The 13,021-nt window shown below is 66.3% G+C and carries 13 protein-coding genes; all 13 read right to left on the reverse strand.

Annotated features, from left to right (window positions below):
- Positions 1 to 10: 10 nt before the first annotated feature.
- The 13 genes from pdxJ to fabF all read right to left on the reverse strand — a co-directional run bounded on the left by pdxJ (position 11) and on the right by fabF (position 12,890).
- Positions 11 to 787 (reverse strand): pyridoxine 5'-phosphate synthase, encoded by a 777-nt coding sequence (gene pdxJ, locus DIE04_RS19825; RefSeq protein ID WP_124521374.1) that lies wholly within the window; start codon positions 785 to 787, stop codon positions 11 to 13.
- The gene (gene recO / locus DIE04_RS19830) at positions 784 to 1,623 is read right to left on the reverse strand and encodes a DNA repair protein RecO (RefSeq protein WP_014897645.1); all 840 of its coding nucleotides are present in this window, start codon (positions 1,621 to 1,623) and stop codon (positions 784 to 786) included. Before recO ends, pdxJ begins: the two co-directional genes overlap by 4 nt.
- On the reverse strand, positions 1,610 to 2,509 hold the full coding sequence (era, locus tag DIE04_RS19835) for a GTPase Era (protein ID WP_006476493.1): 900 nt from the start codon (positions 2,507 to 2,509) through the stop codon (positions 1,610 to 1,612). Before era ends, recO begins: the two co-directional genes overlap by 14 nt.
- A gap of 60 nt (positions 2,510 to 2,569) precedes the next feature.
- A complete protein-coding gene (gene rnc, locus DIE04_RS19840; protein WP_124487452.1) occupies positions 2,570 to 3,865 on the reverse strand; it encodes a ribonuclease III in 1,296 nt (431 codons plus the stop codon).
- A gap of 153 nt (positions 3,866 to 4,018) precedes the next feature.
- Positions 4,019 to 4,912: a signal peptidase I gene (gene lepB, locus DIE04_RS19845; protein WP_124487453.1), complete on the reverse strand. Its 894-nt coding sequence runs from the start codon at positions 4,910 to 4,912 to the stop codon at positions 4,019 to 4,021.
- A gap of 16 nt (positions 4,913 to 4,928) precedes the next feature.
- On the reverse strand, positions 4,929 to 6,722 hold the full coding sequence (gene lepA / locus DIE04_RS19850) for a translation elongation factor 4 (RefSeq protein WP_044844766.1): 1,794 nt from the start codon (positions 6,720 to 6,722) through the stop codon (positions 4,929 to 4,931).
- A 238-nt stretch (positions 6,723 to 6,960) separates the two neighbouring features.
- The gene (locus DIE04_RS19855; protein WP_124487454.1) at positions 6,961 to 7,197 is read right to left on the reverse strand and encodes a glutaredoxin family protein; all 237 of its coding nucleotides are present in this window, start codon (positions 7,195 to 7,197) and stop codon (positions 6,961 to 6,963) included.
- Between the two features lie 7 nt (positions 7,198 to 7,204).
- Positions 7,205 to 8,710: a DegQ family serine endoprotease gene (locus tag DIE04_RS19860; protein WP_124487455.1), complete on the reverse strand. Its 1,506-nt coding sequence runs from the start codon at positions 8,708 to 8,710 to the stop codon at positions 7,205 to 7,207.
- 16 nt (positions 8,711 to 8,726) lie between these two features.
- The gene (locus tag DIE04_RS19865) at positions 8,727 to 9,779 is read right to left on the reverse strand and encodes a MucB/RseB C-terminal domain-containing protein (protein WP_124487456.1); all 1,053 of its coding nucleotides are present in this window, start codon (positions 9,777 to 9,779) and stop codon (positions 8,727 to 8,729) included.
- Positions 9,780 to 9,784: 5 nt separating this feature from the next.
- Positions 9,785 to 10,402, reverse strand: coding sequence for a sigma-E factor negative regulatory protein (locus DIE04_RS19870; protein ID WP_124487502.1), 618 nt, complete (start codon positions 10,400 to 10,402; stop codon positions 9,785 to 9,787).
- 87 nt (positions 10,403 to 10,489) lie between these two features.
- On the reverse strand, positions 10,490 to 11,089 hold the full coding sequence (gene rpoE / locus DIE04_RS19875; RefSeq protein WP_006752490.1) for an RNA polymerase sigma factor RpoE: 600 nt from the start codon (positions 11,087 to 11,089) through the stop codon (positions 10,490 to 10,492).
- 91 nt (positions 11,090 to 11,180) lie between these two features.
- Positions 11,181 to 11,645 (reverse strand): hypothetical protein, encoded by a 465-nt coding sequence (locus DIE04_RS19880; protein WP_124487457.1) that lies wholly within the window; start codon positions 11,643 to 11,645, stop codon positions 11,181 to 11,183.
- A gap of 12 nt (positions 11,646 to 11,657) precedes the next feature.
- Positions 11,658 to 12,890: a beta-ketoacyl-ACP synthase II gene (gene fabF, locus DIE04_RS19885; protein WP_044844772.1), complete on the reverse strand. Its 1,233-nt coding sequence runs from the start codon at positions 12,888 to 12,890 to the stop codon at positions 11,658 to 11,660.
- Positions 12,891 to 13,021: the final 131 nt, after the last annotated feature.

The raw sequence follows: 13,021 nt of genomic DNA on the forward strand, positions 1-13,021 counted from the left end.
CAATGCATCGTCAGCGCGCGCCGCCGTGCAGCGCGGCCACACGCGCGGCGACCATGATCGCCTTCATCTCGCGCACCGCGTTGTCCCAGCCCGCGAAGATCGCGTGCGCGACGATCGCGTGGCCGATGTTCAGCTCGACGATGCCGTCGATCGCGGCGATCTGCTGCACGTTCGTGTAATGCAGTCCGTGACCGGCGTTGACCTTCAGGCCCAGTTGCGCGCCGGCCTGCACGCCCGCGACGATGCGTTCGTATTCGCGCTGCTGCTCGGCTTCGTCGTGCGCATCGGCGTAGCGGCCGGTATGCAGCTCGACCACCGGCGCGCCGGCTTCGTGCGCGGCGCGGATCTGCGTTTCGTCCGGATCGATGAACAGCGACACGCGCACGCCGGCGTCGGCGAGCTGCCGGCATGCCGCACGCACGGCCTCGAAGCGGCCGGCGACGTCGAGACCGCCTTCGGTCGTCAGTTCCTCGCGCTTCTCGGGCACGAGGCACGCGTCGTGCGGACGCACTTCGCATGCGATGTCGAGCATCTCGGCCGTCACCGCGCATTCGAGGTTCATCCGCGTCTTCAGCTGCGGGCGCAGCGTGCGCACGTCGGCGTCGACGATGTGGCGGCGGTCCTCGCGCAGGTGCAGCGTGATCGCGTCAGCACCGGCCTCTTCGGCCGCGAGCGCCGCGCGGATCGGATCGGGATAGGCCGTGCCGCGCGCGTTGCGCAGCGTCGCGACGTGGTCGATGTTCACGCCGAGGTCGATGACGGTGGGCGTTGTCAGGAAGAAGCTCATAGGTTTTGCAGGTCGATCAGGATCTGACGCGTGGCAAGCGGCGTACCGCCGAGATAGGTGTTCAGCAGGAAGCGCATCAGCGTCTTGCTTTGCGCGACCGTCTGGGCTCGATGGTAATCGTCCTGCTCCATGTCGAGCAACGTCTGTCCGGTAATCACCGGCCAGTGCGACGGCACGTCGTCGTCCGCATTGCGCACGCCGCGCTCGGGATCGAACACGTAGCGGCGATCGGGCTCGACCGCCCGGCGCGCGACCGTGCGGTTCAGCGCCATCGCATAGCCGGTCTCGCGCAGCAGCACGCGCTCGAACGAGCGCAGCACCTGCACCGCGGGCTCGCCGTGCGCGAGACGCGTCAAGGTCAGCACGTAATGATTGAAGAGCGGCGGCTGCGGATCCTCGCGCGCGCAGAATTTCACGAGCAGCTCGTTCGCGTAGAAGCCGCACAGCAGCCCGTCGCCGCCGAGCGGCAGCATCCCGCCGACCCACTCGGCGCCCGTCAGCGTGCGCACTTCGGATTTGCCCGACCAGGACAGCAGCAGCGGCTGGAACGTCTGCAGCACGCCGCGCAGCGCGGAGTGCGGGCGCTTCGCGCCCTTCGCGACGAGCGCGAGCCGGCCGTGATCGCGCGTCAGCACGTCGATGATCAGGCTCGTTTCCCGGTACGGATAGCTGTGCAGCACGAACGCCGGCTGCTCGGCGACGCGGAAATCGGACGTGCGAGAGGTCGCGCGCCGCGCCTTGCGACGCGGCGGTTCGGGCGGTGCCGGCAATGGCGCGTCGTTCGCGCCGGCGGTCACCGCATCTTCGGTCGACGTCAGCGCGTCATTCGTACCCATAGGCGCGCAGCCCCGCCTCGTTGTCGGCCCAGCCGCTCTTCACCTTCACGAAGGTCTCGAGGTACACGGGGCCGTCGAACAGCTTCTCCATGTCCATCCGCGCCTCGGTGCTGATCTGCTTGAGCTTCTCGCCCTTCTTGCCGATCACCATCGCCTTGTGCGAATCGCGTTCGACGAGGATCGTCGCGAAGATGCGCTTCAGGCGCCCTTCCTCCTCGAATTTGTCGATCAGGACGGTGCTCGTGTACGGCAGTTCGTCGCCGGTCCAGCGGAACACCTTCTCGCGCAGGATTTCGGCCGCGAGAAAGCGCGAGCTGCGGTCGGTCAGCTCGTCCTCGCCGTAGATCGGCTCGCCTTCCGGCAAGTACGGCTTGATCGTGTCCAGCAGGCGCTTGATGTCTTCCGGCTTCTGCGCCGACAGCGGCACGAGCTCGGTGAATTCGCGCAGCTCGCTCACCTTCTGCATGAACGGGAACAGCGTAGCCTTGTCGTTCACGCGGTCGATCTTGTTCGCGATCAGCAGCGTCGGCATGCCGGGCGGGATCAGGTCGAGCACCTTCTGGTCGTCGGGCCCGAAGCGGCCGGCCTCGATCACGAACAGGATCACGTCGACCGACGTGAGCGTCGACGTGACCGCGCGGTTCAGCGAGCGGTTCAGCGCGGTGCTGTGACGGGTCTGGAAGCCCGGCGTGTCGACGAACACGAATTGCGCGTCGTCGAACGTGTTAATGCCGGTGATGCGATGGCGCGTGGTTTGCGCCTTGCGCGACGTGATGCTGATCTTCTGGCCGACGAGTGCGTTCATCAACGTCGACTTGCCGACGTTCGGGCGGCCCACGATCGCGATCATGCCGCAACGGAAACCGGTAGGAGCGGGAGTGTTCATATCGTTTGGGAGACAGGTTCGGAAACGGCCGCGCGACGCGCGGCACGATCGATGGGCAATTCAGTGATCGGCATCGGCCACGCGCGCCTGCGCGGCAGCGAGGCTTGCGCCGCCCTGCGGCGCCTCGGGGCCGGGCGCCGCGGCGTCGCGGGCGCGCGGCGTCGCACGCGAAGCGGCGTCGGAACCGGCAGCAGGCTTGTCGGCGGACGACACGGCCGGATCGGTCGCCTGGCCCGCCGGCTTGTCGGCTGCACGGGGCGCGCCTTCGGCTGGCTTGTCAGTGCGTTCGGCTGGCTTGTCCGCCGCGCGCGCGCCGGGTTCGCTGCGATCCGCCGGCTTGTCTGACGGTTTGTCGGTCGCCTTGTCGGCAGGTTTCTCGCCAGGCTTGTCGGCCGTCGGTTTCGCGGGCCGGTCGGCCTTGTCCGCGGCTGTATCGACATGCGCCGCGCGAATCGCGGCCATCGGCGCCTGCGCCGGCCGATCGCCCGGCTGTGCGCCGGCATCGGCCGCTGCGGACGCGGCGGCGGCCGCCTTCGCGTCGCGCGCCGCCGCACGCTCCTTGCGCTCCGGAGAACGCAGGTCGAGCGCTTCCTGCACCCCCTTCACGCCGGGCACGATTTCAGGCTCGACATGCTTCGACCCGCGTGCGTTCTTCGAACGCTTCGGCTTCGCGGCCAGCATCGGCGCGGCTGCCAGCACCTCGTCGAGCGCCTTCTTCGCGGCGGCCTGCTCGGCCGCCCGCCGGCTCGCGCCGGAGCCCGACACCTTCACGTCGAGCTTCGGCACCGTGCATTCGACCTCGAACTGCTGATTGTGCGCCGCACCATGGGTCGCGACGACCGTGTAGGTCGGCAGCGCGATCTTGTGCCCCTGCAGGTATTCCTGCAGCAGCGTCTTCGCGTCCTTGCCGAGCGTGCGCGGATCGATGTGGTCGAGAATCGGGATATAGAGGCGCTTGATGACCCCTTGGGCGGCTTCGAAGCCGCCATCGAGGAATACCGCCCCGATGATGGCTTCGAACGCGTCCGCGAGGATCGACGGGCGACGGAAGCCGCCGCTGCGCAACTCGCCCTCGCCCAGCCGCAACCCTTCGGAAATATTCAGGGCCTGAGCGATTTCATACAGCGACTGCTGCTTGACGAGATTGGCGCGCACGCGCGACAGGTCGCCTTCGTCCAGCTTGCTGAAACGCTGGAACAAAAGGGCGGCCACCGCGCAATTCAGAACGGAATCGCCGAGAAACTCGAGCCGTTCGTTGTGCGTGGCACTGTGACTGCGATGGGTCAAAGCCTGGCGCAACAATTCCGCATTGCGAAATTCGTAGCGCAGCCGGCTTTCCAACTGGGATAGGGGCATGTGCAGGAGTATAACGCGGGCGCCGGTCGGGCCGAAACGGCACGGCCGGACGCGAAAAGGCGTGACGAGGCGGTGTTGCCGCCGGTTCTTAAAGTAGTTCGGCAATACGCGACGCGGCCCGTGCGTCGCGTATTGCGTGTGAATCGAATACGGTCAGTTGAAGGAACCGATGCGCTTCAGGTCGCCGAAGTTCATCCAGATGAAGAACGCACGGCCGACGATGTTGTTGTCCGGCACGAAACCCCAGTAGCGGCTGTCCGCGCTGTTGTCGCGGTTGTCGCCCATCATGAAGTAGTGACCGGGCGGCACCTTGCAGATCACGCCGCGGCTGTTGTACGTGCAATTGTCGCGATACGGATAGTCGTAGGCGCCCATCACGAACGGCGGCACGGCGGGATTGTTGAGGATCGCGTTCTTCTTCGTGCCGATCGTTTCCTCGAACTGCTTCGCGTAGTTCTGGCGCTCGTCGTCGAAGAAATCCGGCAGCGGCGTTTCGGGCACCGGCTGGCCGTTGATCGTCAGTTGCTTGTCCTGGTAAGCGACCGTGTCGCCCGGCAGGCCGATCACGCGCTTGATGTAGTCGACCGACTCGTCCTTCGGATAACGGAACACGACGACGTCGCCGCGCGACAGCGGGCTGCCCTGCGTGATCTTCGTGTTCGTGATCGGCATGCGCAGGCCGTATTCGAACTTGTTGACGAGGATGAAGTCGCCGACCAGCAGCGTCGGCACCATCGAGCCCGACGGGATCTTGAACGGCTCGACGATGAACGAACGCACGACGAACACGGCCAGGATCACCGGGAAGAAGCTCGCGGTGTACTCGAGCCACCACGGCTGGCGCAGTTTTTCGTCGCGCAGCTTCGAACGCGTCTGCCCCGCGTTTTCGTCCGCGAAACGCTTGTCGATACGCGACTGCTGACGATCGAACTCCTCGATCGCCGCGTCGGCCGCCTTGCGCCGCTGCGGCAGGAACACCAGTTTGTCCAACACCCACGCTACGCCCGTCACGACGACGAGCACAAAAAGAATCAACGCAAAATTCATAAAAGGATCAGTCCTGTTATTTGTCTTCGACGCGCAAGATCGCGAGGAACGCCTCCTGCGGGATCTCGACCGAACCCACCTGCTTCATGCGTTTCTTACCTTCTTTCTGCTTCTCGAGCAGTTTCTTCTTTCGCGTGATGTCGCCGCCGTAGCACTTCGCGAGCACGTTCTTGCGCAGTGCCTTGATGTTCTCGCGTGCGACGATGTGCGCGCCGATCGCGGCCTGGATCGCCACGTCGTACATCTGGCGCGGAATGATCTCGCGCATCTTCGCGGCAACCTCGCGACCGCGGTATTGCGACTGCGACCGGTGCACGATGATCGACAGCGCGTCGACCTTGTCGCCGTTGATCAGCATGTCGACCTTCACGACGTCCGACGAACGGTATTCCTTGAACTCGTAGTCCATCGACGCATAGCCGCGCGACACCGACTTCAGGCGATCGAAGAAGTCGAGCACGATCTCGGCCATCGGGATTTCGTACGTGAGCTGCACCTGGCGGCCGTGATACTGCATGTTGATCTGCGAGCCGCGCTTCTGCTCGCACAGCGTGATCACGGAACCGACGTAGTCCTGCGGCATGTACAGGTTCACGGTGACGATCGGCTCGCGCACTTCGGCGATGCGGCCGGGCTCCGGCATCTTCGCCGGGTTCTCGACCATGATCGTCGAGCCGTCGCTCTGCACGACCTCGTAGACGACCGTCGGTGCGGTCGTGATGAGGTCCATGTCGAACTCGCGCTCGAGTCGCTCCTGCACGATTTCCATGTGCAGCAGCCCAAGGAAGCCGCAGCGGAAACCGAAGCCGAGTGCCTGCGACACTTCCGGCTCGTACTGCAGCGATGCATCGTTGAGCTTCAGCTTCTCGAGCGATTCGCGCAGCGCGTCGTACTGGTTCGCCTCGACCGGATAGAGGCCCGCGAACACCTGCGGCTTCACTTCCTTGAAGCCCGGCAGCGGTTCGGCGGCCGCCTTGGTCGCGTGCGTGACGGTGTCGCCGACCTTCGCGGCCGTCAGTTCCTTGATGCCGGCGATGATGAAACCCACCTGCCCCGCCGACAGCGAGTCGAGATTGCGCGACTTCGGCGTGAACACGCCGACGTGCTCGACCGGATACTGCGCGCCGGTCGCCATCATCTTGATCTTGTCCTTCGGACGCAGCGTGCCGTTGACGATCCGCACGAGCATCACGACGCCGACGTAGTTGTCGAACCACGAGTCGATGATCAGCGCCTGCAGCGGCGCGGCCGGATCGCCCTTCGGCGGCGGCACCTTCGCGATCAGCGCTTCGAGCACGTCCTCGACGCCGAGACCCGTCTTCGCGCTGCAGCGCGTCGCGTCGGTCGCGTCGATGCCGATCACGTCCTCGATCTCCTCGATCGCATTCTCGGGGTTCGCGGCCGGCAGGTCGATCTTGTTCAGCACCGGCACGACCTCGACGCCGAGCTCGATCGCCGTGTAGCAGTTCGCGACCGTCTGCGCCTCGACGCCCTGGCTCGCGTCGACCACGAGCAGCGCCCCTTCGCACGCGGACAGCGAACGGCTGACTTCGTACGAGAAGTCGACGTGCCCCGGCGTATCGATCAGGTTGAGGTTGTAGACCTTCCCGTCGCGAGCGCGATAGGACAGTGCAGCCGTCTGCGCCTTGATCGTGATGCCGCGCTCGCGCTCGATATCCATCGAGTCGAGCACCTGCGCTTCCATTTCACGGTCGGCGAGGCCGCCGCATACCTGGATGATGCGATCCGCGAGCGTCGACTTGCCATGGTCGATGTGCGCGATGATCGAGAAATTGCGAATATGATCCATTCAGTGCCGATCAAGCGAAAAAGGCGCGCTCGACGACTGCGGAGCACGCCTTGTAAGTCGGTGAAAAAACGGCTTATTTTAGCCGAAAAGGCCTTTGCCGGGCGGTAATTTGGGACGCCCGGTCAGGGACGCCCGGTCAGGGACGCCCGGCCAGGGACGCCCCGCCGGAGGCCCTGGCCGGCGCGTCCGCCGCCGGAAGCCCCGCGCAACGCGCGGCCGGCCGGCAGCAGAGCCGGGTTCAGCGCCGAGCCGCGAGCGCGCCGCGCACCCTCGCCTCGTCGAACCGGTGGCGGCACACTTCCGTGCCATCCAGCAACAGCACCGGCACGTCCTCGTCGTAACGCGCAACGAGTGCCGGATCCGCATCGATGTCGACGTAGTCGACCGCGACGCCGAATTCGGCCGCCAGCGGCGCCAGCGCATCGCGCAGGTCGTCGCACAGATGGCACCAGCCGCGGCCGTAGAGCGTGAACATCGGCGCGTTACTTCTGAACCGCGCGCGGGCGCACCGGCACGAACTGCGTGTTGTCGCCGCGCCGCACCAGCACCGCGACCGCCTTCTGCGGATCGAGCTGCGCGGTCACGTCGGCGAACTGCTTCGCGCTCGTGATGTCGGTGTCGCCGACGCGCAGCACGATGTCGCCGCGCTGCAGCCCCGCTCGGGCCGCCGGGCCGTCGACGCCGTCGATCTGCACGCCGTTCTTCAGCTTCAGCGACTTCAGCTGATCCGCGGAAAGGTCGCTGACCGTCAAGCCGAGCGAATTCGCCTGGCGCGGCTTCTGCGGCGCGCTCTTGCGCTGCTCGGCCTTCGCCGTCGTCTCGGCCGGCGTCTCGGCGATCGTGATCGGCAGATCGCGCGCCTGACCCTTGCGCCATACGCTGACGGTCGCCTTGGTGCCCGGCTTCGTGTCGCCGACCATGCGCGGCAGATCCGACGCCGCATCGACCGGCCGGCCGTTGAACTTCAGGATGATGTCGCCCGGCTGGATACCGGCCTTGTCGGCCGGACCGCCCGGTTCGACGCTGCTGACGAGCGCGCCTTCCGCCTTCGGCAGCCCGATCGAGTCGGCCACGTCCTTCGTCACCTCGCCGATCGCCACCGCGATGCGGCCGCGCGTGACCTTGCCGGTCGCCTTCAGCTGGTCGGCCACGCGCATCGCCTCGTCGATCGGGATCGCGAACGAAATGCCCATGAAACCGCCGGTGCGGCTGTAGATCTGCGAGTTGATGCCGATCACCTCGCCCTGCATGTTGATCAGCGGGCCGCCCGAGTTGCCGGGGTTCACCGCGACGTCGGTCTGGATGAACGGCAGGTAATCGCCCGTGTTGCGGCTCTTCGAACTCACGATGCCGGCCGTCACGGTGTTGTCGAGGCCGAACGGCGAACCGATCGCGACGACCCACTCGCCGACGCGCACCTTGTTCGAATCGCCGATCGCGACGACCGGCAGGTTCGACGCCTGGATCTTGACGACCGCGACGTCCGTGCGGTCGTCGACGCCGATCAGCTTCGCCTTGAATTCGCGCTTGTCGGTCAGCGTCACGTAGATGGTGTCCGCGTCGTCGACGACGTGCGCGTTGGTCATCACGTAGCCGTCTGCCGACACGATGAAGCCCGAACCGACACCGCGGTTCTGTTCGGTGTCGGGCGGATTGTCCGGCGCCGGCGCGTTCTTCGGATTGCCATTACCGCCGCCACCACCGTTGCCGGGCGCCTGCGGCAGCGGAATGCCGAAGAAGCGCCGGAAGAATTCCGACATGTCGCCATTATCGAAGCCTGGCGGGAGCACGCCGCGCGGGCCGGGCGTCGGCACGTTCGCGGTGGTCCGGATGTTCACGACAGCCGGCCCGACCTTTTCGACCAGATCGGCGAAATCGGGAAGGCTGGCAGCGGGAGGCGTGACCGCGGCCGCGGTATGCGGGGCGAGCGGCAGGCAGGCACACAGCACCGCCGCCGCGAACACTTTGCGCAGCGTGAGTTTCGTCATGTCGGAAGCCGTAGCGTTACTTGGAAGCCTTGTATTCTATGGCAGACGCGAACTGCTGCAACGTGGCCGGCGGCACTTCGCCGAGCACGGTGATCCAGTAGTCGCCGCGACGCTTCACGAGCACGTGGGTCGCGCCGGTGCTGCCCGCGCCTTCCTTGCGCGTATTCTTTTCGGCCGGCTCGATGAAGACGGAGATCGTCGCGAGGCCGTCCGTGAAGACGGCCTGGTCGACCGGAATCGGCGGATCACCGGCGTCACGCGCGGCCATCGGCCGGCGCACCTCGCGAATCTTCCGGAAGCCGGCGATGGTCGGCGCGATCTGCCAGCCCTGCGCCTCCATGTCGACCGCCGCGACCGGCGGGCGGACCACCGTCCAGCCGCTCAGGTTGCGCATGCCGGCCGCGATCGCGGATTTGTCACCGGTCGCGCCGCCCGTCTGCAGCTGCGAAAACGCGACCTGCTCGAGCACGTGATCGCTCGCATCGAGCGTCTGTGAACGCAGCAGCAGCCCGGTGCGGGTGTCGGCCCACAGCTTGTAGGTGAAGCGGTACGCGTCCTTCGGCACGAGCTCGACCACCTGCGCGTCGATCCCGGCCACACGGTCCTTGCCGAGCAGCTTCGCGTCGTAGACGGACATCACGTGCTCGCCGCCGGCACCGAGCAGCGCGGGGAACGAATCGCGCGTCTGGCGGCGCTCGACCACGCACAGCTTGCGCTCGGGCACGAACGTGTACAGCTCGTCGTTATGCCGCAGCACCTTGCGCGGCTTGCCGTCGAGCGACTCGATCCGCTCGAACTCGCCGTCGCGGGACGCCACATGCGCGATGCGCGACGACTGGACATACCCGCCGCGCTGGTAGACGAACGTACCCTCGTAGCTCTGCTGCTGCGCCGCCTGCTGGATGCGGTCGAGCCAGTCCGCCGCACCCTTGCGGGTCGCGACGGGATCGTCCGGTTGCTGGGCGCTGGCAGGCAGGGATTGAACGGACAACAGGGCGGCTGCGCAAAGCAGGAGAGCCGGCAGCCGCTTCCATCCGGAGATGGCGTGATTCAACTGCAATGTCCGCATCGGGTTTATTGGCCTGGCGTGGTGGTCACGGCAGCGCGGATCAGCGGCATCGAGCCCGTGACGACGGGCTGCTGCGCGAATTGCTGATGCGCTTCAAGGTATTGGTCGAGACTTGCGTCGCGGATGATGTTGACGTCCTGCAGGCCCGGCTGCGCGGATGCCTGTGCAACCGTCACGCGCTGCAGGTTGCCGCTCTGCGGCGCGCCTGCCGATGCGACCTGGACGGCGCCCGGCACACCCGCCGTCTGCATCTGCGGGACGACGATCCACGTCAGCGTGGCTGCCGCGGCGGCCACCGCGAACGCGGGCACGACACGCCGGCGCAGCGACAGCAGCTTGCGCGCGACCGGCGCGGCGGCCGGCGCGAGCAGGTGCGGCTCGCTTTCGAGCGCGGCGGACATGCGCGCGGTGAACGCGACGCTCAGCGCAGGCGACAGCGCGAGCTCGTCCGAGCGCAGCGCATCGCCGATCAGGTGGTAATGGGCCCACGCAGCGCGATCCGCGCGGTCGAGCTCAGCCAGAAACTGCCCGTGATCCGGGCCGTCGAACAGTTCACCGTCGACCAGAGCGGAAAGGCGCTCGCCGCGCGAGCACGCTTGCGACTGCGTATTGACCGACCCCATGATGCTCCCCATCTTGCACACACCCCGTCGTGATTTCACGACTCTATCCGTAATAGACCCCGACCCGCGTCGTTGCGCCCGTCGCGCTTACCAGCGCTTGCCTTCGGGCGTATCGAGCAGCGGACGCAATTTCGCAGCGATTGCCTCGCGCGCCCGGAAGATCCGCGACCGGACCGTCCCGATCGGACAATCCATCATTTCCGCGATCTCTTCGTAGCTCAAGCCTTCGATCTCGCGCAGCGTAATCGCCTGGCGCAGCTCTTCGGGCAGGACGGCCATTGCAGCGTTGACCGTCTCGGCAATCTGCTTGCTCATCAACATCGACTCAGGCGTGTTGATATCCCTTAGTTGGTCTGCGTCGGAGAAAGTTTCCGCTTCCTCGGCATCGGCCTCGGTGGAGGTCGGTGCCCGCCGGCCCTGCGTCGCAAGGTAGTTCTTCGCCGTATTGACGGCAATCCGGTACAACCACGTGTAGAACGCCGACTCGCCGCGAAATTGCGGCAGCGCACGATACGCCTTGATGAACGCGTCCTGGGCCACATCCTCGACCTCGGCGGGATCCCGCACGAGGCGCGAGATCAGCCGAATGATCTTGCGGTGGTATTTGGAGACCAGGAGTTCGAACGCTGCCTTGTCGCCTTTCTGTACGCGCTCGACCAGAGCCTGATCGATTTCTTTTTCACTCACCTGACAAATCCGTTAACTAGGGATGCAACGCGGAGCGTTATTGTAGCGTTCCGGCGCCGGCCGCTGGTTACGGCTGGTAACCGCGCCGCCGTCATGCCCGCCCCGCCGTGCCCGCGGTACGCGCCAGCACGGACAGCGCGCTGAACGACGCGGTGTCGAGCGCATCGGCCGGAATCAGCAACGGCCGCGCGCGCCGGGCGCCCTGCCCGACCGACAGCACGAGCAGCAGGCTGCTCCAGTGTGCATGACCCGTCACGCGGCCCCGGGCCAGCAAGCGCCCGGTGCGGCCAAACGCCGCAATCTCCCCGAATGCATCGATCCGCAACTCGGCCGGCAGCCGGCGGGCACAGGCTCGCGCGGCGCACACGGCAAGCAGCGCGGCCGTCGCCGCCGACACGCACGCGCCGGCAGCGGCACCGGCCCGCGGCGCCCAGAACAGGTACGCGGAGACGGCCGCCGCCGCGACGAACGCGGCCAGCACCACATACGACACGGCCGAGGCCCGCAATGCAAAGCATTGCGGACGCCCGGCCGGAGCATCGAATGGACTCGTCAAGCGATTTCAGCGTCAGACGCGCTTGAACACCAGCGTGCCGTTGGTACCGCCGAAGCCGAAGTTGTTCTTCACGGCCACGTCGATCTTCATGTCACGCGCGGTGTTCGCGCAGTAGTCGAGATCGCACTCGGGGTCCTGATTGAAGATGTTGATGGTCGGCGGCGACACGTTGTTGTGCAGCGCCAGCACCGTGAACACCGACTCGAGGCCGCCCGCGCCACCCAGCAGGTGACCCGTCATCGACTTCGTCGAGTTCACCACGAGCTTGTACGCGTGCTCGCCGAATGCCGCCTTCACCGCATCGGACTCGTTCTTGTCGCCGAGCTGCGTCGACGTGCCGTGCGCGTTCAGGTACTGGACCTCGTCCGCGTTCACGCCGGCGTCGCGCAGTGCCGCGACCATGCAGCGGCGAGGACCGTCCATGTTCGGCGCGGTCATGTGGTACGCATCGCCCGTCATGCCGAAGCCCGAGACCTCCGCATAGATCTTCGCGCCGCGTGCCTTCGCCGCCTCGTATTCCTCGAGCACCATCACGCCTGCACCCTCGCCCAGCACGAAGCCGTCACGGTCCTTGTCCCACGGACGGGACGCGGTGGCCGGATCGTCGTTGCGGGTCGACAGCGCGCGCGCGGCCGCGAAACCGCCGATGCCCAGCGGCGACACCGTCGATTCGGCGCCGCCCGCGACCATCACGTCGGCGTCGCCGGCCTGAATCAGGCGCGCCGCGAGGCCGATGCTGTGCAGACCGGTCGTGCAGGCCGTCACGGCCGCGAGGTTCGGGCCCTTCAGGCCGAACATGATGCTCAGGTGACCCGAGATCATGTTGATGATCGAACCCGGCACGAAGAACGGCGAAATCCGGCGCGGGCCGCGATCGACGTAGGTCTGGTGCGTGTCTTCGATCATCGGCAGGCCGCCGATACCGGAGCCGACCAGCACGCCGATGCGTTCCGCATTGGCTTCGTTCACTTCGAGGCCGCTGTCCCGGATCGCCTGGACGCCGGCTGCGATGCCGTAATGGATGAACGTATCCATGTTGCGGGCTTCCTTCGCCGGGATGTACTCCTCGGCGCTGAAACCCTTCACTTCGCCCGCGAAATGGCAGGCGAGGTTCGACGCATCGAACTTCGTGACGGTGGCGATACCGGACTTGCCGGCGACGAGATTGGCCCAGCCGTCGGCAACATTATTGCCAACAGGCGAAATCAGCCCCAGGCCTGTAACAACAACACGACGGCGGCTCACGGTAACCTCTTTTCCATTATTGGATGACAAAAACAAAAGCCACAGTGGCCACAGGAACCAGCCCTGCGAGCCCTGTGGCTGTTAGTCCGTCCGGCACGAAGCCGGCAGGATGGCGCGTCAATCGCGAAGAT

Source organism: Burkholderia sp. Bp8994, from assembly GCF_003853805.1.
Classification (GTDB): domain Bacteria; phylum Pseudomonadota; class Gammaproteobacteria; order Burkholderiales; family Burkholderiaceae; genus Burkholderia.

Excerpts from the sequence above, each read along its gene's own strand:
- pdxJ (WP_124521374.1), bottom strand. The coding sequence starts at position 787 with ATGAGCTTCTTCCTGACAACGCCCACCGTCATCGACCTCGGCGTGAAC.
- recO (WP_014897645.1), bottom strand. The coding sequence starts at position 1,623 with ATGGGTACGAATGACGCGCTGACGTCGACCGAAGATGCGGTGACCGCC.
- era (WP_006476493.1), bottom strand. The coding sequence starts at position 2,509 with ATGAACACTCCCGCTCCTACCGGTTTCCGTTGCGGCATGATCGCGATC.
- rnc (WP_124487452.1), bottom strand. The coding sequence starts at position 3,865 with ATGCCCCTATCCCAGTTGGAAAGCCGGCTGCGCTACGAATTTCGCAAT.
- lepB (WP_124487453.1), bottom strand. The coding sequence starts at position 4,912 with ATGAATTTTGCGTTGATTCTTTTTGTGCTCGTCGTCGTGACGGGCGTA.
- lepA (WP_044844766.1), bottom strand. The coding sequence starts at position 6,722 with ATGGATCATATTCGCAATTTCTCGATCATCGCGCACATCGACCATGGC.
- DIE04_RS19855 (WP_124487454.1), bottom strand. The coding sequence starts at position 7,197 with ATGTTCACGCTCTACGGCCGCGGCTGGTGCCATCTGTGCGACGACCTG.
- DIE04_RS19860 (WP_124487455.1), bottom strand. The coding sequence starts at position 8,710 with ATGACGAAACTCACGCTGCGCAAAGTGTTCGCGGCGGCGGTGCTGTGT.
- DIE04_RS19865 (WP_124487456.1), bottom strand. The coding sequence starts at position 9,779 with ATGCGGACATTGCAGTTGAATCACGCCATCTCCGGATGGAAGCGGCTG.
- DIE04_RS19870 (WP_124487502.1), bottom strand. The coding sequence starts at position 10,402 with ATGGGGTCGGTCAATACGCAGTCGCAAGCGTGCTCGCGCGGCGAGCGC.